The sequence below is a fragment of the Algoriphagus sp. PAP.12 genome, assembly GCF_026652115.1.
Classification (GTDB): Bacteria; Bacteroidota; Bacteroidia; order Cytophagales; family Cyclobacteriaceae; genus Algoriphagus.
This window is the reverse complement of sequence record NZ_JAPPSQ010000009.1, coordinates 122375-140120: the sequence shown is the minus strand read 5'-3', so window position 1 is coordinate 140120 and position 17746 is coordinate 122375. Positions and strand designations below refer to the sequence as shown.

The following is a 17746-nucleotide window of genomic DNA, read 5'->3' as shown; positions in this document are numbered from 1 at the left end:
CAGAGGCATTTTTTTATGGCATGGAACTGGGTCAATGGAGGAGGAGAAATTAGGTTCTCATGAAAGTCTACAAGAGAGAAGACTTAATATAAATCTTACAAAAATCATCTCATTATAAACAGCGAATGATTCAGCTAAAAGAAATCGATAAGTTCATCGAATCCAGATTCCAACGGATTTTTATCCTCAAAGGGATAAATCTTACAATTAAAGAGGGGGAGTTTCTCACCTTGATGGGACCTAGTGGTGCCGGTAAATCCACACTTTTGAACATCCTTGGTTTATTGGATGAAGATTACGAAGGAGAGTATTTTTTTGGTGAAAGAAACATTAGAAAAATGCGCGAGCGAGACCTTTCCAATCTCCATAAATCTGAATTTGGATACATTTTCCAAGCTTATCATTTGATTGATGAGTTGACCGTGTATGAAAATATTGAAACTCCATTACTATATAGAAAAGTATCCTCCAATGAGAGAAAAAGTATCATTGCTGATCTTTTGGATCGATTTAATATGGTAGCTAAGAAAGACCTTTTTCCTGCTCAGCTTTCTGGAGGTCAGCAGCAATTGGTGGGGATCGCTAGAGCTATTGCAGGTAGACCGAGAGTGCTTTTGGCCGATGAGCCTACAGGAAACCTCCATTCAGGACAGGCAAAGGAAATCATGGAGATATTTCAGGAGCTACATAAGGAGGGAACGACTATTATTCAAGCTACCCATGCCAGAGAAAATGCAGACTATGGCACTCGATTAATCAATTTACTAGACGGAAGAATAGAAAGCGATGAAGCTATATAAGTTAGGGTTCGCACTTGGTGCGATAATTTTGAGAATGACAGGGGTATTTGCTCAGGACACCTTAAGATTGAATTTCAGTGAGGCTGTGGATTTAGGTCTAAAAGCTAATCTTGAATACCAGATTCAGGAAAACAATATGGACGTTCTCAAAAAGGAGAAACAATCAGCATTGCTTTCCCATTTGCCTACAGTAGGCCTGAGCTCAAACTTGGGTCAACTGAAGGGGCAGCAATCTCAGTTAGTTGAAGATCAAATAGTGGTAACCAATGTGACCAATAAAACGGTTTCGGCTAATTTGAATGTCAACATGCCGATTTTTAATTCGGGTAGGAGGATCTTGGATACCCAATCGGCAAATCTAGCCTATTTAGCAGGAGAAAAGGGAATCGAAAGAGCCAAACAACTGGTGATTTTCGATGTGGCAAAACGTTATTTGCAAGTCTTGCTAGATCAGGAGTTGCTTCGTATTGCGAATGAGAATCTAGAAAATCAAAATGAAGTACTTCGTCAGATTGAGGGCTTTGTGGATGCAGGATTGAGAACGGTTTCTGATCTATACAACCAACAGGCAGAAGTTGCACGATTGGAATCCGTAAAGGTAGATTCTGAAATTACATTGGAAAATGATATATGGCTTTTTGCTGAGTATTTGCAGTTAGAAGTGGGAACAATACCTGTTTTGGAAGCGGTGGATACTGGTTCAGGGACTAGGGAATTTCAAGATTATGAATTGATGGAATTAATTGAAATTGCTGAAATAAACCGTTCTGATAAGGCGCAGGCTTTACTTTTGAAAACTTCTTATAAAAAAGATATGCAAGCCATTAAAGCTATGTATTATCCAAGAATTAGCGCATTTTATAATTATAACACTTATTATACTTCATTGGTTGAGGAATCCTTTAATAAGCAGTTTTGGGATCTATATCCACAGAATGTCATTGGAATTGGGATAAACATTCCAATTTTTACCAATTTCCAAACCCGATTGAATGTAGCAAGAGCCAAGGCGGTTTATAAAAACCAGATTTTACAGGAAAAATCGACTGATAGAAAGGTCTTTCAGGAAGTCAAACTGGCGCATCAGAATTATCAGGCTGCAGTGCGAAAGGAATTTAATTCTCAAGTTCAGGTAAAGGCAGCAACAGAAGCAAAAAATGCCATTCAAGAGCGATTTAGGTTGGGACTTTCCAATTTCGTGGATCTGTCCACTGCCAACCAGCAATTTGTAGCATCACAGGCAGATCAAGCTCAGGCCATTTATACACTCTATTTTCAAGATGTGCTGATGCGTTATGCTTTGGGTACTCTTTCGCTTGAATAGAAAAATCAGACCCAGAATAAAGCGAAAAGCCGGAATCTGGAAAGATTTCGGCTTTAATTCTCTCACTCATAATTCGGTATCACTTCTAAAAATCACTGAATTGTTTAATGGTCAATATACTTAGAAGTATCATTTAAAAAATAGATAGCATTCCAACTTTTAAAGGTATCCATCACATTATTCAAATGCGATTGTTGGTCAAAATACCTCCTCCGATAACAGAAATTACTAGTCCAGAGATAGTTGCAATAACGGCGATTCCCACGCTTAAACCTGGGTTTTCTAGCCAAATAGAAATAGGATATCCAATAAGAGTCACACTTCCCATTATCAAAAAGAGAACGGAGGCATAGAGGCGCAAACCGTTTTTCTCGGCATTTTCCTTTTCTCTGTTTGATAAACTAGAATATCCAGCTAAAATGGTAGGAAATACTCGAACCACTAGGCCAATAATCAAATATAAAGTTCCTACAACGATTGCGGCTTCCATATCCACTAGGTTTTGTTTATTAAATATAGTGATTTACAGGTGCAAAAAAAGCAAGCCCCAGAAAGGCTTGCTTTTTCGATTAGCTATTGTGGTAGATTTTTGATTTTTAAAGCATCGCAAAGAACATATCCAAATCGGGAATCAATACGATTCTTGTTCTTCTGTTGATGGCCATATTTTCTGGAGTGTCATTAGCTACGATAGGCATGTAGCTAGCACGTCCTGCAGCAATCATTTTCTCTGGTGCTACATTGTAATCTTGTTGAAGTGCTCTTACGATAGAGGTAGCTCTTTTTACAGAAAGATCCCAGTTATCTTGAACTACAGCAGTCTGGATGGTTCTTGGGTCAGTATGTCCCTCAATCATTACTTGAAGACTTGGCTCGGCATTGATTACCTCAGCTAGTTTTTTTAATAATGGATCCGCTTTGCTGTTAATTCGATATGAACCAGTGTTGAAAAGCAATTTGTCAGAAACAGAGATCATCACTACAGTTTGATCGATGTTAATCTGAACATCATCTTCTTTTCCATCTAAAGTGGTTTCAGTAATGTTTTGCTTTAAGTTATATTCTACGGCTAGATTTACTGAATCTTCCAAAGTTCTTGCTTGAGCCAATTTATCCGGATCAACTTTGGCAAGAGTCTGGTTCATTTTCTCCTTGGAATTCTTGGAGATTACAGTTCCTTCCTGGATTGAATAAAGTGAATTGTTTGTCTCGCTCAATGCTTCATTAGTGTCACGAAGAGAGTTGATTCTTGCATTATACTCTGCAACACGAGCCTCGATAGCAGCCATTTTCTCTTCCAATTCAGCTTTCTCCTGATTGGTTGTGGCCAATTCGGTTTGGGTTCTAAAAAGATTACTTTCCAATTCTGTATATTTCTTTTTAGAAACACAGGACACCATAACTGATGCACTGAGGATACCTGATAAAATCAAAGAATTTTTCATAGTCAGATTATTTCTAGTTTTGATATCCTTTGATCCAAAATGGAAGCCATCCTACCTAGAGGAATTTATTTCATAATATAATAGATTGTAAATCAGGTGATTAAATATTTTTTCAATAAAAAAACCAGTCTAGGACTGGGTAGAAAGGATTTCCTGGATTGGGGAATCACTCCCCAATTTTATTTATAAAACGGAGCAAAAAACCCACAGGTCTTTAGCCTGTGGGAAGTAAGCGAAAACCCTGAGTGAGTAAATACTGACGAATGGTATATGGTGAAGCCTCACCCATAGAGCAAACAAAATAACCATCTGACCAAAAGGTGTGCTCACGCCAAAAATGCTTGAATAGGAATGAGCGATGCATTGATTGCCAACTATGGTAAGTGGACTCTTGCTTTAATTGACCGACGATAGACGTGATAAAAAGCCTAGGAATTGTTGAAGAGAATGGAACGCATATCATCTTTCAATTGACCAACAAGTAAATTTCACGGTACTTACAAACAAAAATGAGATGACATTTGAGGTAATCGTGAGTTCGCATCTCACCAACTATCATAAAATGACAGCTAGTGTCACTGGTTTTGTCAAGTAGGGAATTACGCTTTTCTTTGGTTTAAACATCAGAGGGCATGAAAAAATCCACTTTCTAAATCAATTTCCAGATGAGGGATCCTGTGAACTCTTCATTAAATCTTACCGGGAGAAGTAGTGCTATTCACAGACAGAAGCATAGCTTATGTCAAATGGAAAAGGTCGTAAATACCCATTTCACAGTAGTTTCCAGTAAAAAAGAGACCCATGAGACTTTGAGATTGGTTCACAAAGCCATCAGCAAGAGGATTTATCATATGATCTCTTACAAATACTTGCAGAACTACCTGAATGAATTCGTTTACAAATTGAATCGCAGGTACTTGGGAGAAAAATTATTCGAACGATTGATTTTTGCGTCAGTTCACCCATGCGTGCATGGATGAGGATACAAATACTAGTTGTAGCCGTGAAAACAATACACAGGACATATCGCTTTGAATTAAGACCAACACAAGACCAAAAAGTACTGTTGGATAAGCATTTCGGATGTGTTCGTTATGTTTACAATCACTTCTTGAATGAGCGAAAAGAACAATATCAGGCAAACAAGAAGTCTGATAATTACTATGCTCAGGCAAAAACCTTAACTGAACTCAAGAAGGAAGATGAAACTATTTGGCTCAAAGAGGTGAATAGTCAAACCTTACAGTTTGCTTTAAGGTCTTTGGAAACAGCATACCTGAACTTCTTTGCTGGCAATGCTAAGTTCCCAAGATTTAAGTCAAGGAAAAGGAAGAATAGTTTTACTGTACCACAGCATACAAAGCTAATTGATGGTAAAGTTCACGTACCCAAATTTAAGGAAGGGATTCAATGTATAGTTCACCGTGAAGTAAAGGGTGACGTCGGTAAAATGACTTTTTCCAAAACACCGACCGGAAAATACTTTGTATCAATTCTAACTGAAGAACAGTATCAACCCAAAGAAAAAACTGGTGCTGTATGTGGAATAGATTTAGGGTTGAAAGACTTTGCCATTACTTCTGATGGAATCAAATTCAAGAATAACCGATATACCAAGAAATATGAAAGCGATTTAGCGAAAGCACAAAAACACTTTTCTCGTAAGACAAAGGGCAGCAATTCGTTTGAAAGACAAAAACGAAAAGTTGCCAGGATTCACGAGAAAATAGCCAACACAAGACAAGACGTGTTACATAAGGTATCGTATCAACTGGTTTCTGAATATGACGTAATTGCTCTGGAAAACCTTCCTGTTAAAGGAATGATGAGCAATAGGAAATTATCAAAGCATATTGCAGATGCAAGTTGGGGTACATTTGTGAGGCTCCTTGAATACAAAGCTGATTGGAACGACAAACAAGTAGTAAAAATCAATCGCTTTTACCCTTCAAGTAAAACTTGTCATGTGTGTGGATGGAAAAATCAAGATTTAAACCTTTCAGTTCGTGAATGGACTTGCAGAAATGGACATCCCTTATACAGGGATGAAAATGCTGCAAAGAATATTCTCAATGAAGGATTAAAAATAATATCGTCAGGAACTGGCGATTACACGGGTGGAGACTCAAATCAGACTTCTTTCCAGAAGCACAGGTCTGTGAAACCCGAAGCCCATTTGTCTATAGCAAATGGGTAGTTCACTCCATATAGCGATTGACCACTTTAAATTCATTCATGACACGATAGGCGGCTCGAGTGATGTCAGATTGGAAATTTGGTGAGTTGAAGTCAAATTGAGCAGCTGTATACCCTTGCCAGATAGTATTACCGCGCTTGGAATCGATGACATAGATAACTAGCATGCCATTGTTCTCTTTATACTTGACCATATTATAGGTCTCATCTTTTTCAAGCTCCTTCTCGTCTTTATCTTCTTCTTCGACTTCTACGATCTGGGCTCCAGTTCTTTTGAGCCAATAATCAAATTCTGGCTGAACATATCCTCTGTATCGGATAGAGTCGGTGAATATCTTGTAGCTGACTAAGAGATCTGGCTTTTCGGTTTTTTCCCGAAATCCCTGAGAACCCAATCTTGCTCCAATTGTGGCATTCAAAACAGGAGTCAGCATCGTTGAATCGGGAACAGTAGGTTCAACAAAAGCAAAAGTCTTATAGCGCTTAAAAGATCCTTGATAATTGTAATCGTATTCGGTAATATAGTCCTTTTGGGTGAAGCAGCCTGAAGCTGCCAAAAGGAGAATTAGCAGGCAGATAGTAGAGTTTTTCATGATTGGCTGATGTTTTTTGATATATATAGTGAATAAACGAGACTAAAGGATCAACTGGATTTAAATTCAATTGTTTTCCAAATACTTGATATTCAATCTAATCAATATAATTTATCAAAAAGTATTCATAAATAATAATGAATGTGGTAGCCATTTTTTTAGAAGTCTATTTTGCCATCTATTTTCTATTGTAGAGTTGGTGAAAAGCAGAGAACTGTAGCTGAGCTTTACTCCCTTGGTTGAATTTCTGATCCATAAAACCAAATTGAATTGCTAGATTCGAGTTAAGTCGTTTTCCAAGCCCTAGATATAGTCGGTTTCGGTCAAAGTATGAGACTTTTCCATCCAATGTTTCTCCATTTATAAATAACTCATCATAAAGCTGTATATACCAACTTCCTTTTTCGGATAATTCTTTGGTATTGAGAGGTATGTTGATAAAAATAGCATAGCGAAATCTGGTTCGGAATTCTATGCTTTCTGTCCATCTCTGCTCGTATCGATAACGGTGCATGATTCCCACTCTGCCAACATTTTGTCTAAGAATTGCCTCTTGATATAGTCTGTTTTCGCTAAATGGATCAGAGACCTCTCCAGGTATATCGGTAGTTATGTTTCCGTATCCGATTAAGAAACTAGCCTTTCCATCTGTTAAGTTGTATTGCATGCCAGTTCGTAGGAGGAGTTGCTCCAAATCGCCAATGATATTATGATTTCTGTATTGGATCTCCCCATGAATTGCCCAAGGACTATCTCGAAATCGAAGGTTTCCGAAATACATATACCAGGCTCCTAATTCAGGATTTTCTTGGGCTTTGATTGAAAAACTAATAGAAAAGAGAAAAACAAAAAGTATAAATTTTTTCATAGGTTTAATTTAACATATTTATCTAGATGAGTGATTTATCCCAACTTTTGGATCGAGTTCGAAAATGTGAAATCTGTAAAGAAGACCTTCCCTTAGGCCCAAGGCCTGTTGTATCTATTCACCCGGAAAGTAGAGTGTTGGTGGTGGGACAAGCACCTGGGACAAAAGTTCATGCAACTGGGATTCCCTGGAATGACCCAAGTGGCGACGAGCTGAGGAAGTGGCTGGGAGTGGATCGAGAGACTTTTTATGACCCAAAACTTTTTGGAATTATGCCCATGGGCTTTTGCTATCCGGGTAGGGGAAAAGGAGGGGATTTGCCTCCCAGAAAAGAATGTGCTCCCCAATGGCATGAACCTCTAATTAGCCATATGCCTCAAGTGAAATTGGTATTGTTAATAGGCAGCTATGCCCAGTCCTATTATCTCATAAACCGAAAGCAAACTCTGACTGAAACGGTTAGGGATTTTGAAGAGTATTTGCCTGCCTTTTTCCCATTGGTGCACCCATCACCAAGAAACAGAATGTGGATGAGAAGGAATCCCTGGTTTGAGGAAGAGGTGATTCCTGTGCTCAGGGAACGGGTCAATATCCTGATTTAGTTGTTATTAAATAGCGTTAAAAGTTTTGGAGGATAGATGGGCTTTGAGGATCTTTCATCTTTAAAATCAATTTTTAGATCCTGCGATGAAAGCATTTCGATTCTCGTTTATTGTATCCATTCTATCCTTTTCACTCTTTTTTTCCTGTGAAGATAAAAGTGGCCAAACTGATAAAAACATCCCCTTTTCAATGGAGATTAAAGACTCTGTATTGGTCGATTTTCTTGGTGATTACGAGCTGCTGGATTTTGATCCTTTAACTGATAAATACCTGCTTCGCAATCCTCAGACTTACACCAATTTTCTGGAAGTAGACCTTTCAGGGAATATCCTGACTGAAGCAGAACTTTCCATGGATGGCAAAGATGCAGTGGCTGATATTCTGGGAATGGGATATTTCAAAGGAGATGTGACGGTATTTTCTTCCACAGGAAACTTTATGATGTTTGACGGTTCTGAAAAAGTGGGAGAATTGCCACTTCCAAAACCTTATACACCTTGGATGAATTTTTCAAAATTGGGACTTTTTGAAATTGATGGAAATGTCTTTTATCCCAATCCATTGTCTGAAAATGTGATGAGTAAAGACGGGAACCCAGGAGATTTTTTTAGGGCAATTTATAGAATGCCAGTATTGCAGCGTCAAAATCCGGAAACAGGGAATACAGAGGGTATGATGTCAATGCCGACTGAATCAGTTTGGTTGGACGGGAAAATCCACGGTATGGTTTTCCCCCTGTATACTGTTTCAGATACGCATGTGATTTATTCCCCGACCTTTGGGAATGAGTTATATGTATACCAAATTGAATCCGGGCAACTTAAATATATCCGGACTCTGGTAGTGGAGGACCCTGGATTTGTGATGGATGAACCGACAGACTCCGATGATACCGGTGAATATTTTCAAAAAAATCTAAAGCACAGACCGGGTCAGATAGGAGACATTCTCATTTGGAAAGATTATTATCTTGTGGTATACAAAAGGGGAGTTTCTGAGCTAAAAATGCCCACTAAAATAGAAGGGAAGGACCGAGAGTATTATCAACAGATCGAACAGATGAATCCGTTCTATGCGGCTGTTTATGACAAGAACCTTAACTTATTAGCTTCAGGTATTCCTTTTCCCAAATCTATCAGAACACCTAGAGTTGTCAATTCCGACGGTGAAATAGTGGTTTCCAAAGATCCAAACCTTTCGGAAATAGAGGATGATGGGATTGTTCTTTATCTTTTGGATTTGAAAATCCAATGAAATCAGTGAGAATGAGCTGTTTCAGAATGATCTGAATGATCATGTTCATGCTCATCAAGGGCACATTCTTCATTTTGGAGCTCCCATTCAATGGTGAAATGTCCCAGAGGATATTCCTTGAGGATTGTTTGAACTTTGCCTTTGGTCTCAGTTAGCTCTTGAAGATCCTGAATTTCTTTCAATTTGATATGAGCAGTAAAGACGTGATTTGCACCCTCCAAAGACCAAATATGTACATGATGTAAGGAGTCAACTTTAGGTTGTGCGAGAATGTCAGATTTAATTTTTTCCAATGAAATATTGGAAGGGACTGCCTGAAGGAAGATATAAATGGTTTCTTTCAAGTTCCTAACCACATTCCAAAGAATAAATGTAGAAATGGCTAGAGAAAGAACTGGGTCTATCCAAGGGATATCAAAGAAATATAATAGTATCCCAGCTATCAAAACTGCAACCCATCCCAATACATCCTCCATGAGATGCCAACTTATTACTTTTTCATTTTGGGAGCTTCCATGACTGACTTTCCAGGCCGCATAGCCATTAACCGCCACACCAAAAATCGCAAATATGATCATTCCGGTGGCATCGCTTGGTTCTGGATTGATAAGTCTTTCGATGGCTTCTTTGACAATAAATACAGACCCGATAATCAATACCAATCCATTGATCAGGGCTCCTAAAAGGGAGAACCTTCCATAGCCAAAAGAAAAATTATCATTGGCTTTTTGTTTCGATTTAATGTCCAATCCCCAGGCCAATCCCAAAGAGAGGGAGTCTCCCAGATCATGGATTGCGTCGGATAAAATGGCAACTGAATTGACATAGAAGCCTCCAATCAATTCTAGTATGGTAAATCCAAGGTTGAGGAAAAATGCAAGTTTCAGGTTGCCAGATCCTTGAGTATGATCATGATGGGAATGAGAATGCGCCATAGTTCACTATTTGAAACCTAAATTAACAAAAGAGGGCTGCAAGGGAATTGCAGAAAGGAAATGAAAGGATATTAGTTGAATTAACTTAATTCTTTTGTATTATTAAGTGTGTCAAGTCGCTTGTTTTCAGTTTTTTATTTTACAACCATAATTCTTCCAACAATGAGAAATATTAAATCTGTACTTTTTTTATTAGTTCTTTCAGCATTCTTTTTTTCTTGCTCAGATGGTAATAAAGATGAGGCTAATTCAACCAGCTATTCTTTTGAAGTAGTGGATTCTGTTTTGGTTGATTATTTGGGAAATATGAATTTGCAGGATTATGATCCGAAATCATCAAAATACCTCCTAACCAACGATGTATATTTCGATTATTTGGAAATAGATGAATCTGGGAATATTCTAAACCATAGCGAATTTTCTGAAGAAGGTTCCAATCCTATTAGTAGTCCCATGGGTTTAGGTTATTTTGATGGGAAGGTGACTGTTTTTGACTCTCCAAAAGGGTATTTTTCTTTTGAAGATTCCGCCATTGTAAGTGAAGTGTTGATTCCTTATTCTAGTCAAGTTTTTATGATGTATCCGAAGCTGGGAATGTTTGAATTGGATGGGAAGGTATTTTATCCTAAGCCATGGCCAGAAACTTTGAAAGTTAGTTTTTCGGAAGGTGCTTTTTATAAAGCTTTGATGAAACTGGATATTTTGGAATCTCAGGATAAAGATACCGGAGACACTTTAGGGTATGTCAAATTGCCCGAGGATTCACCTTTACTTGGAGAAGGTATCCAAGGCTTTCCGATTCCTACTTATACTTTGACATCAGACAAGCTTTTGCTTTCTATGTGGCTGGAGCCTCGATTTTATGTCTACTCGATCAAAAATGGAAATTTCGAATTCGAAAAAACAGTAGAAATAGATATTCCGGGTTGGGTTCCATATACTCCAGTCCCTGAGGGCAATCCCGATGCTTTTTTTGTAGAAAACCAAAAAAAGACAACCGGTAATCTGACCAATTTATTTCAAATAGGTGATAAATACATTGCTATTTACAATAAAGGGTTAACTGAGGATCAGATGGCTGCTTTAGATCGCCAAGATCCAAATTTTGAGTCAGAGAGAAGGAGGAAAAACCCTCACTTAGTTGCTGTATTTGATAAGGAATTCAATCAATTGGCAAGTAATGTCCCCATTCCTGTTCCAGCTTCTTATAATACTGTTCTGAACAACAAAGATGAACTTGTAGTCTCCAAAGATCCCTCATTAACAGAAGTAGAGGATGACGGGATTATGATTTACAAGCTGAAATTGGTAGAAAAGTAACCTTAAAGTGCTAATTCCTTTGGTTTCGTTGCGAAGGTCAATAATATGATAGTAGATAAAATCAAAGCTGTTCCCAACCAATCCATCAAACTGAAAGTGACTCCAAGCCAAAGCACTGCCATAATCGCAGCAGCCAAAGGTTCTACGCTACAAAGGAGGGATGCAGTTTGTGCTCCTATTTTGGGTACTGCGCTGAGAAAGAACATAAATGGAATCAAGCTGCCAAATACAATTATATAAGCGAATACTGCTAGGGTTTCTATGTCCCAGATTCCATCGATCTGCCAAGGTTGAAGAAAAACCGATAGGATCAATCCACCTAATAGCATGGCCCAGCCGGTGATACTGGCTGCAGAATAGTTTTTCAAAAGCTGCGCAGGATAAATGGTGTAGAAGGCCAAAGTGATCGCAGAGATAATTCCCCAGAAAAAGGCTGCCTCTGATATGACCAGTTCTTTCCAATTACCGTGGGTCACTAAAAGGAATGTACCTGCAACCGCAAAAATCATAGAGGCAAATTCGGCCACGACAGGCCATCTTCGAAATTTGATGGCATAGAAAGCAACGACAAATACGGGACCGATATATTGAAGGACTGTGGCTGTAGCGGCATTGGAAAGTTTGATGCTAATGAAATAGGAATATTGTACAGCCAGCATTCCAAATACACTGAAAATCAGAAGTTGAATTAATGAGCTTTTGTTTTTCCAGATTTCAAATGATTGTTTTCCTTTTCTGGATAGCTCATATCCAACTAATAGAAAACCCGCCAGCATCAACCTCCAGCAAACTAACCAGGAAGGGTCAATAGCTTTATATTCAAATAGAAATTGGGCACAATTCCCTGAGATTCCCCAAAAAATCGCTGCAGATAATGCAAGGATTAGACCTTGAGATGATTGCGAAGAGTTCTTCATCTGAATTAAAAATCCAGCGAAAATAAGTGATGTTGGATTATTTTTAATAGTTTTTTTAACGGTAGAAAATACTTAGGCTATTTGACCTATTTTTAAAATTCAATTACCATTAAATTATGAAGAGAAGATCAGCTGTTAAAACTATAGCTCTTTCCACTTTAAGTAGTGCTTTTACATTTCCTGTTCAGGCTTTTTCCGGATTGAAGGAAATTATTTCTGAGGATCAGAATAGTTATAAAAGTAATTGGGAAAACTGGCCAGATATGAAATGGGTCGGTCCTGAATACTGGGGTAATAGGCTTCAGGATTGGGAAATTGTGAATGGAAAAGCTCAATGTGTCATTTCTGGCCCCAATAGGACGCTACATATCTTAACTCATCAATTGGGTGAGAAATTGGTCTCTTTCAAAGAGTCCGTGAAGATATCTTGGCTAAATAATCAATTGATTGGTAAAAAGGATTCATTTGTAGGATTCCGATTGGGAGCTAAAGGAAAGTTTGCGGATTACCGATCATCAGCCGTATTTGGCGAAGGATTGGATGTCGGAATCAATGGTCTTGGTAGACTGATTGGAAATGATTTGGAATCTATGGATACGATAGACCTGAATCAAGAGATTGAGTTGAGCTTAGATGCGAGCTATGAAAATGGAAAGTATACGCTTGATTTAACGGCAAAACCTCAAAAAGGAAAGGCTGTAAAATTTACAATACCAAGTATTGAACCTCAAGTTTTGGAAGGAAATATCAGTTTGGTGGCTCATACCTCCAAAGAATTGATAGATGAATCCAATCCTCTGGTGGCTTTTTCTGATTGGTCCTTCGGAGGAGAAAAGTTGGCATTTAACCCTAAGCAGTTTTTTGGGCCCATATGTTTTGCTCAATACACACTTCACCAGGGTACATTGAAGTTGACTGCTCAACTAGCTCCGATAGAGAAAATTGTTGATGCTAAAGTCTTTTTGGAAATCAAAAGTGATGCTGGTTGGAAAAAAGTGGGAGAGAGCACTATTCAACCCATGGCTAGAACAGCCCAGTTTAGAGTTGAAAACTGGGAGAAAGGAAAAACCGCTTACAGAGTTGGGGTTTCCATACCTTTGAAAACAGGAGTAGAAGATTTCTATTACTATGGAGAAATAGCCAAAGAACCGGAATCTTTGGAGAACCTCAAAGCTGCTGTATTTAGTTGTAATGCGGACTATGGGTTTCCAGATGAAGAAGTTAGTATCCATGTTGCCAAGCATAATCCAGAAATTGCTTTTTTCTTAGGTGATCAATTTTATGAAGGGACCGGTGGTTTTGGTATTCAGACTGGTCCATTTGAGAAGTCCAGCTTGGACTATCTGAGAAAATGGTACATGTTCGGCTGGTCTTATCGAAATATCTTTAGAACGATTCCATCGGCTTTTATTCCAGATGATCATGATGTCTATCATGGCAATGTTTGGGGAGAAGGAGGAAAAGTAGCACCAACGGATAAAGGTTGGGGATACATTGCCCAAGATCAGGGAGGGTATAAAATGCCCGGGGAATGGGTAAATATGGTTCAGGAAACCCAAACCAGCCATTTACCTGATCCTTTTGATAGGACAGCAATCAAGCAAAATATTGGAGTTTATTATACAGAGTGGGTTTATGGAGGGGTGAGTTTTGCCGTTCTGGAAGACAGGAAATTCAAATCTGCTCCAAAGAATGTCCTTCCTGCTGAGGCAAAAGTTCAAAATGGGTTTATTCAAAACCCTGATTTTGATATCAAAAAGCAATATGATATTGATGCTACTTTGTTAGGAGATAGACAGCTTAAATTTTTGGAAAGCTGGGTGGAGAATTGGACTCCTGATACACAGATGAAGGCAGTTTTGTCCCAAACGAACTTTTGTACAGTGGCAACATTGCCTGAAGGTAGTCTGATCGATGAAATAGTACCTAGATTACCTATTCCTGAAAAGGGTGAGTATCCATCTGGAGATGCTCCAACCATCGATATGGACTCCAATGGTTGGCCTCAAAAAGGGAGAGATAAGGCAGTGCGGATAATCAGAAAAAGCCATGCTTTGCATATCGCCGGAGATCAACACTTGGCAAGCACTGTTCAATATGGTGTAGACGAGTATAGAGATTCAGGATTTGCATTTGCAGGACCTGCTTTGAATAATTTATGGCCAAGAAGATGGTGGCCAACAGTAGATGCTGGTCATCGATCTATTCCAGGTAAGCCAAAGTATACCGGTGATTTTGAAGACGGATTTGGAAATAAGATGACAGTTTATGCTATTGGAAATCCATATAAAACTGGTTTGAAACCGGCAAGAATATATGATCGGGCAACGGGCTATGGAATTATCACCTTTGATAAAATGAATCAAAAGATGAAAATAGAGTGCTGGCCTAGATATGTGGATCCAATTCTTGATCCCAATGGGCAGTATTCTGATTGGCCGATAGAAGTATCAGTTGATGATAATTACGGAAGGAAAGCCATTGGGTATTTGGATGAAATTAGGGTGGTTCCTGATGCTAAATCCCCATTACTTTCTGTCATTAATGAACGGACAGGTGAATTGGAATATAAAAGGAGGATACCCGCCAAAGGATTCAAGCCAAAAGTGTTTTCAGAGGATTCCTTTACTATAATAGTGGAGGATCAAAAGACAGGCTTGAGGGCAGAGAAAAATGGTTTGAAGGTAAATTCCAGGACAGATTGATGCATTTGAAATAAAAAAAAGGGCAACTAGCCCTTTTTTGTTTTATACACTTCGCCACTTTCAAGAAACCAGTCCTTCTTGAATGGCTATGCGAACCAGCCCCGCAACATTTCGGGCATGCAACTTCCTGAGAAGTGATTTTCTATGGGTTTCAATAGTGGATATTTCTAGGCTGAGTTTATCTGCAATTTCTTTGGTGGAAAAAGCTTCTGCAATTAGCCCTAATACCTCTCGCTCTCGGTTGCTGAGCAGTTCCAATTTGGAATTCCCGTTTTTTGAAATGGGTTTGGACTCTTTATGGAGGACCTCTGTGACGGGAGAACTGTAGTAGTTTTGATTATTTTTTACTTTTTCCAATGCAATTCTCAACTCAAATTCATCCATATTTTTAAGGATATATCCATTGATTTTGAGGCTAAGGGCTTCTTTCACAGTTGCTTTGTCTAGATGCATTGTCAATAGAACACACTTGAGATCTGGGAACGATTTTTTCAAGTTTTTTATCAATTCCAGTCCATTCATGCCGGGCATTTCCAAATCTACAAGTAAAATATCCGGTCTCCAGACGGGGATTTTTTGCAATGCTTCCAAAGGGTTTTGGTAAGTGCAAACCACTTCAAAGCCGGAAATATCTTTGATGATTCGGCCTAGGCCATCACTGATCATTTGGTGATCATCTACTAAAACAATCCTGGTATTTTCCATTTATCCTACCGGTACAGTGATGATTGCGATAAGGCCACTTTCAGGGCCAGGTTCATAATTGACAGTGCCGTGGATCAAATCAAGCCGGTTCCGAATATTCATTTGACCATGTCCATCGGATTTGGCTCCAGATAGTCCCTGTCCATTGTCTTCTACTAATAGTGTCAATTTTCCTTTTATTTTGAAGAGTTGAATATTGACAAAGCTAGCTTGAGAATGTTTTAAAATATTGTTCAGTAATTCTTGAAGAACTCTATAGATACTGATTTCGATCCTTTCTTCCATTCTTGAATCCATTCCGTGATGTTCAAATTCATAGTTGATTTCAGAAAATTGAAAGGTATTTCTTAGTAAGTCTTCAGTGGCCTGAACCAGTCCGTCTTCCATCAATGCACGAGGCATCATTTGATGTGATATTTGGCGTACTTCGTCTGCAGATTTAGTAAATTCTGAGGTGATTAGATCTAATTCTTTTTGAACGGCTGAATCTGCCTTTTCCTTCAAATTCAATAGACCCATTTTCAATGCAGTTAGCTGTTGTCCGATTCCATCATGAAGATCCTTGCTTATACGCTTTCTTTCATCTTCAGTGGCCTGTATTACAGCATCGTAGCCTCGCTCTTTTTCTTGTATGATTGCTAGCTGGATAGCTTCTTTTTGTTTGGATCGGTTCCTCTGATAGATAAATGCTCCTCCAATCAACAAAACAATCAATCCTGAAATGAGATAGGTGAGCTGTGTACTTCGGACTGCTAAAGTTGCTTTCTGAATTTGAATTTCAGATTCTTGCTCAGCAAGCATTTTTTCTTTCTCAGAAGTTTCATATTTCAGAAGTAGATCATTTACATTTTTGACATTTTCTGTGGATTTCAGGGAATCATCCAGTACTTTGAAAGACTTGAAATAGGTTAGTGCAAGTGCTGTGTTTCCTGTTTTTTCATACAATTCAGCCAAATTCTCCTGAACAGATTTTAGGTATTGATTATCATCATACAGGAGACATAGTTCCTCTGCTTCATTCATTTCTGAAATAGCCTTGGTCAACTGTCCTTTGGAAGCTAAAATGGGAGATCTGTTGATCATAGCTTCTAATTTTCCCAATGGATAATTTACTTCCTCGGACATCATAATAGATTCTTCGAAGAGTGTCGAAGCATCTTCCCATTTCCCTTGATTTTTCAGCGCTAGACCTATATTGTTTTTAGCGGCGATTATTCCATAGGCAAAGCCAACTTCCTTGTAGATTTCTTCCGCTTCCAATGCTGCTTGGATGGCGAGATCTGAAGAATCCATTCCTATATAGGCGTTACTAAGGTTCAGACGGGCGTGTGCATTATTGATTTCATAGGATGAGTGAATATCAATAGCCATTTGAGTATACTTGGCTGCATTGCTCCAATCTTCCAAGGACAAATAGTTCTTACCGATATTGTTATAAACACTATTGAGTAAAGCATCTTTACTTTCTTTGTTTTGGACCAACTCCCCGTAATTAATGGCTTGAAGGAGGTAATCGATCGCCTCCTGATATCGGTTCATTTCATTCAAAGCATTGGCCCTATTATTCATTACCCGAGCTAAATCACCAGGGCTGTCCAATCGTTTATAAATAATCTCTGCGCTATCTAAATAAGGCAGTGCTTTTTCAAGATTTCTCATTCCAAGAGCTACAAATGAAAAATCCATGTAGACTTTTCCCAATAGGGAATCCCGCATCGGCTCTTCTAGATGACTTTTGATGTATTCTCCTTCAATTCGATAAAATTGAAAGGCAGAATCATAGGCTTGGATGGATTCAAAATATCGACCGATATTTTTGTAGGCTTCTACAGCCTCTAATAGTTTATTTTCTTGATGAAATTTTTCTGCTGCATTGAATAAACTGTCCTTTTGGGCGAAGGCTGAAAAACTGAACGTTAAAAGCACTCCGAAAAATGCAGAGGCATGTTTATTATGACTCATCGGTTTGAAGGTTTTCTGGCAATGGAAAATAAAAAAAATGATTTTAAAAACCTCAAAAGTCTGCGTCCTCCCCGAAAACGGGGAGGAAAATCAAGGTAATTGGGTAGATAAATGGAGAT

The 17746-nt window shown here is 38.5% G+C and carries 16 protein-coding genes and 1 pseudogene; 8 read left to right on the top strand and 9 right to left on the bottom strand.

The genetic code is table 11. The features are described 5' to 3' along the window. The first annotated feature begins 125 nt into the window (after positions 1 to 125). Both O0V13_RS12580 and O0V13_RS12575 read left to right on the top strand, forming a co-directional pair. The gene (locus tag O0V13_RS12580; protein ID WP_268035315.1) at positions 126 to 800 is read left to right on the top strand and encodes an ABC transporter ATP-binding protein; all 675 of its coding nucleotides are present in this window, start codon (positions 126 to 128) and stop codon (positions 798 to 800) included. Further along, positions 787 to 2124: a TolC family protein gene (locus O0V13_RS12575; RefSeq protein ID WP_268035314.1), complete on the top strand. Its 1338-nt coding sequence runs from the start codon at positions 787 to 789 to the stop codon at positions 2122 to 2124. The genes O0V13_RS12580 and O0V13_RS12575 overlap by 14 nt, the downstream gene beginning before the upstream one ends. 181 nt (positions 2125 to 2305) lie before the next feature. Here the strand turns inward: O0V13_RS12575 and O0V13_RS12570 are convergent, their stop codons facing one another. From O0V13_RS12570 to O0V13_RS21715, 3 genes are all read right to left on the bottom strand, one after another. Next, positions 2306 to 2614 carry a DUF3784 domain-containing protein gene (locus O0V13_RS12570; protein ID WP_268035313.1) on the bottom strand — a complete coding sequence of 103 codons (309 nt, stop codon included), beginning with the start codon at positions 2612 to 2614 and terminating at the stop codon, positions 2306 to 2308. 106 nt (positions 2615 to 2720) lie between these two features. Further along, positions 2721 to 3569, bottom strand: coding sequence for an OmpA/MotB family protein (locus tag O0V13_RS12565; protein ID WP_268035312.1), 849 nt, complete (start codon positions 3567 to 3569; stop codon positions 2721 to 2723). A gap of 214 nt (positions 3570 to 3783) precedes the next feature. Beyond that, positions 3784 to 4032, bottom strand: a complete 249-nt coding sequence (locus O0V13_RS21715) for a transposase (RefSeq protein ID WP_442780924.1) — start codon at positions 4030 to 4032, stop codon at positions 3784 to 3786. A 248-nt stretch (positions 4033 to 4280) separates the two neighbouring features. On the opposite strand from O0V13_RS21715, the pseudogene O0V13_RS12560 reads away from it, so the two are divergent. Continuing rightward, a pseudogene (locus O0V13_RS12560) lies at positions 4281 to 4549 on the top strand (transposase); the annotation flags it as partial. Between the two features lie 23 nt (positions 4550 to 4572). Beyond that, on the top strand, positions 4573 to 5766 hold the full coding sequence (locus O0V13_RS12555) for an RNA-guided endonuclease TnpB family protein (protein ID WP_268035311.1): 1194 nt from the start codon (positions 4573 to 4575) through the stop codon (positions 5764 to 5766). Between the two features lies 1 nt (position 5767). On the opposite strand, the gene O0V13_RS12550 is transcribed toward O0V13_RS12555, so the two are convergent. After that, complete coding sequence (locus tag O0V13_RS12550) at positions 5768 to 6358, bottom strand: DUF4136 domain-containing protein (protein WP_268035310.1); 591 nt, start codon at positions 6356 to 6358, stop codon at positions 5768 to 5770. Between the two features lie 178 nt (positions 6359 to 6536). Continuing rightward, on the bottom strand, positions 6537 to 7226 hold the full coding sequence (locus tag O0V13_RS12545; protein WP_268035309.1) for a DUF2490 domain-containing protein: 690 nt from the start codon (positions 7224 to 7226) through the stop codon (positions 6537 to 6539). A 26-nt stretch (positions 7227 to 7252) separates the two neighbouring features. Between O0V13_RS12545 and O0V13_RS12540 the strand changes: the two genes are divergently transcribed. Together O0V13_RS12540 and O0V13_RS12535 are read left to right on the top strand one after the other, a co-directional pair. Next, complete coding sequence (locus O0V13_RS12540) at positions 7253 to 7828, top strand: uracil-DNA glycosylase family protein (RefSeq protein ID WP_268035308.1); 576 nt, start codon at positions 7253 to 7255, stop codon at positions 7826 to 7828. A gap of 190 nt (positions 7829 to 8018) precedes the next feature. Next, on the top strand, positions 8019 to 9083 hold the full coding sequence (locus O0V13_RS12535; protein ID WP_268035307.1) for a hypothetical protein: 1065 nt from the start codon (positions 8019 to 8021) through the stop codon (positions 9081 to 9083). 2 nt (positions 9084 to 9085) lie between these two features. Here the strand turns inward: O0V13_RS12535 and O0V13_RS12530 are convergent, their stop codons facing one another. Then, positions 9086 to 10018, bottom strand: coding sequence for a cation diffusion facilitator family transporter (locus tag O0V13_RS12530; RefSeq protein ID WP_268035306.1), 933 nt, complete (start codon positions 10016 to 10018; stop codon positions 9086 to 9088). 162 nt (positions 10019 to 10180) lie between these two features. Here O0V13_RS12530 and O0V13_RS12525 point away from each other — a divergent pair, with 162 nt between their 5' ends. Continuing rightward, positions 10181 to 11338 carry a hypothetical protein gene (locus O0V13_RS12525; protein WP_268035305.1) on the top strand — a complete coding sequence of 386 codons (1158 nt, stop codon included), beginning with the start codon at positions 10181 to 10183 and terminating at the stop codon, positions 11336 to 11338. Positions 11339 to 11340: 2 nt separating this feature from the next. Here the strand turns inward: O0V13_RS12525 and O0V13_RS12520 are convergent, their stop codons facing one another. Beyond that, a complete protein-coding gene (locus O0V13_RS12520; protein WP_268035304.1) occupies positions 11341 to 12255 on the bottom strand; it encodes an EamA family transporter in 915 nt (304 codons plus the stop codon). 116 nt (positions 12256 to 12371) lie between these two features. On the opposite strand from O0V13_RS12520, the gene O0V13_RS12515 reads away from it, so the two are divergent. Then, complete coding sequence (locus tag O0V13_RS12515; protein WP_268035303.1) at positions 12372 to 14960, top strand: alkaline phosphatase D family protein; 2589 nt, start codon at positions 12372 to 12374, stop codon at positions 14958 to 14960. A 60-nt stretch (positions 14961 to 15020) separates the two neighbouring features. Here the strand turns inward: O0V13_RS12515 and O0V13_RS12510 are convergent, their stop codons facing one another. Both O0V13_RS12510 and O0V13_RS12505 read right to left on the bottom strand, forming a co-directional pair. Continuing rightward, complete coding sequence (locus O0V13_RS12510; RefSeq protein ID WP_268035302.1) at positions 15021 to 15665, bottom strand: response regulator; 645 nt, start codon at positions 15663 to 15665, stop codon at positions 15021 to 15023. Further along, on the bottom strand, positions 15666 to 17627 hold the full coding sequence (locus tag O0V13_RS12505) for a tetratricopeptide repeat-containing sensor histidine kinase (protein ID WP_268035301.1): 1962 nt from the start codon (positions 17625 to 17627) through the stop codon (positions 15666 to 15668). Positions 17628 to 17746 lie beyond the last annotated feature (119 nt).

Bases quoted from the DNA above. Each gene is read 5' to 3' on its own strand.
- O0V13_RS12550 (WP_268035310.1), bottom strand. From the start codon at position 6,358: ATGAAAAACTCTACTATCTGCCTGCTAATTCTCCTTTTGGCAGCTTCA.
- O0V13_RS12540 (WP_268035308.1), top strand. From the start codon at position 7,253: ATGAGTGATTTATCCCAACTTTTGGATCGAGTTCGAAAATGTGAAATC.
- O0V13_RS12505 (WP_268035301.1), bottom strand. From the start codon at position 17,627: ATGAGTCATAATAAACATGCCTCTGCATTTTTCGGAGTGCTTTTAACG.
- O0V13_RS12530 (WP_268035306.1), bottom strand. From the start codon at position 10,018: ATGGCGCATTCTCATTCCCATCATGATCATACTCAAGGATCTGGCAAC.
- O0V13_RS12510 (WP_268035302.1), bottom strand. From the start codon at position 15,665: ATGGAAAATACCAGGATTGTTTTAGTAGATGATCACCAAATGATCAGT.
- O0V13_RS12520 (WP_268035304.1), bottom strand. From the start codon at position 12,255: ATGAAGAACTCTTCGCAATCATCTCAAGGTCTAATCCTTGCATTATCT.
- O0V13_RS12580 (WP_268035315.1), top strand. From the start codon at position 126: ATGATTCAGCTAAAAGAAATCGATAAGTTCATCGAATCCAGATTCCAA.
- O0V13_RS12525 (WP_268035305.1), top strand. From the start codon at position 10,181: ATGAGAAATATTAAATCTGTACTTTTTTTATTAGTTCTTTCAGCATTC.
- O0V13_RS12570 (WP_268035313.1), bottom strand. From the start codon at position 2,614: ATGGAAGCCGCAATCGTTGTAGGAACTTTATATTTGATTATTGGCCTA.
- O0V13_RS12535 (WP_268035307.1), top strand. From the start codon at position 8,019: ATGGAGATTAAAGACTCTGTATTGGTCGATTTTCTTGGTGATTACGAG.
- O0V13_RS12515 (WP_268035303.1), top strand. From the start codon at position 12,372: ATGAAGAGAAGATCAGCTGTTAAAACTATAGCTCTTTCCACTTTAAGT.
- O0V13_RS21715 (WP_442780924.1), bottom strand. From the start codon at position 4,032: ATGATATGCGTTCCATTCTCTTCAACAATTCCTAGGCTTTTTATCACG.
- O0V13_RS12575 (WP_268035314.1), top strand. From the start codon at position 787: ATGAAGCTATATAAGTTAGGGTTCGCACTTGGTGCGATAATTTTGAGA.
- O0V13_RS12545 (WP_268035309.1), bottom strand. From the start codon at position 7,226: ATGAAAAAATTTATACTTTTTGTTTTTCTCTTTTCTATTAGTTTTTCA.
- O0V13_RS12565 (WP_268035312.1), bottom strand. From the start codon at position 3,569: ATGAAAAATTCTTTGATTTTATCAGGTATCCTCAGTGCATCAGTTATG.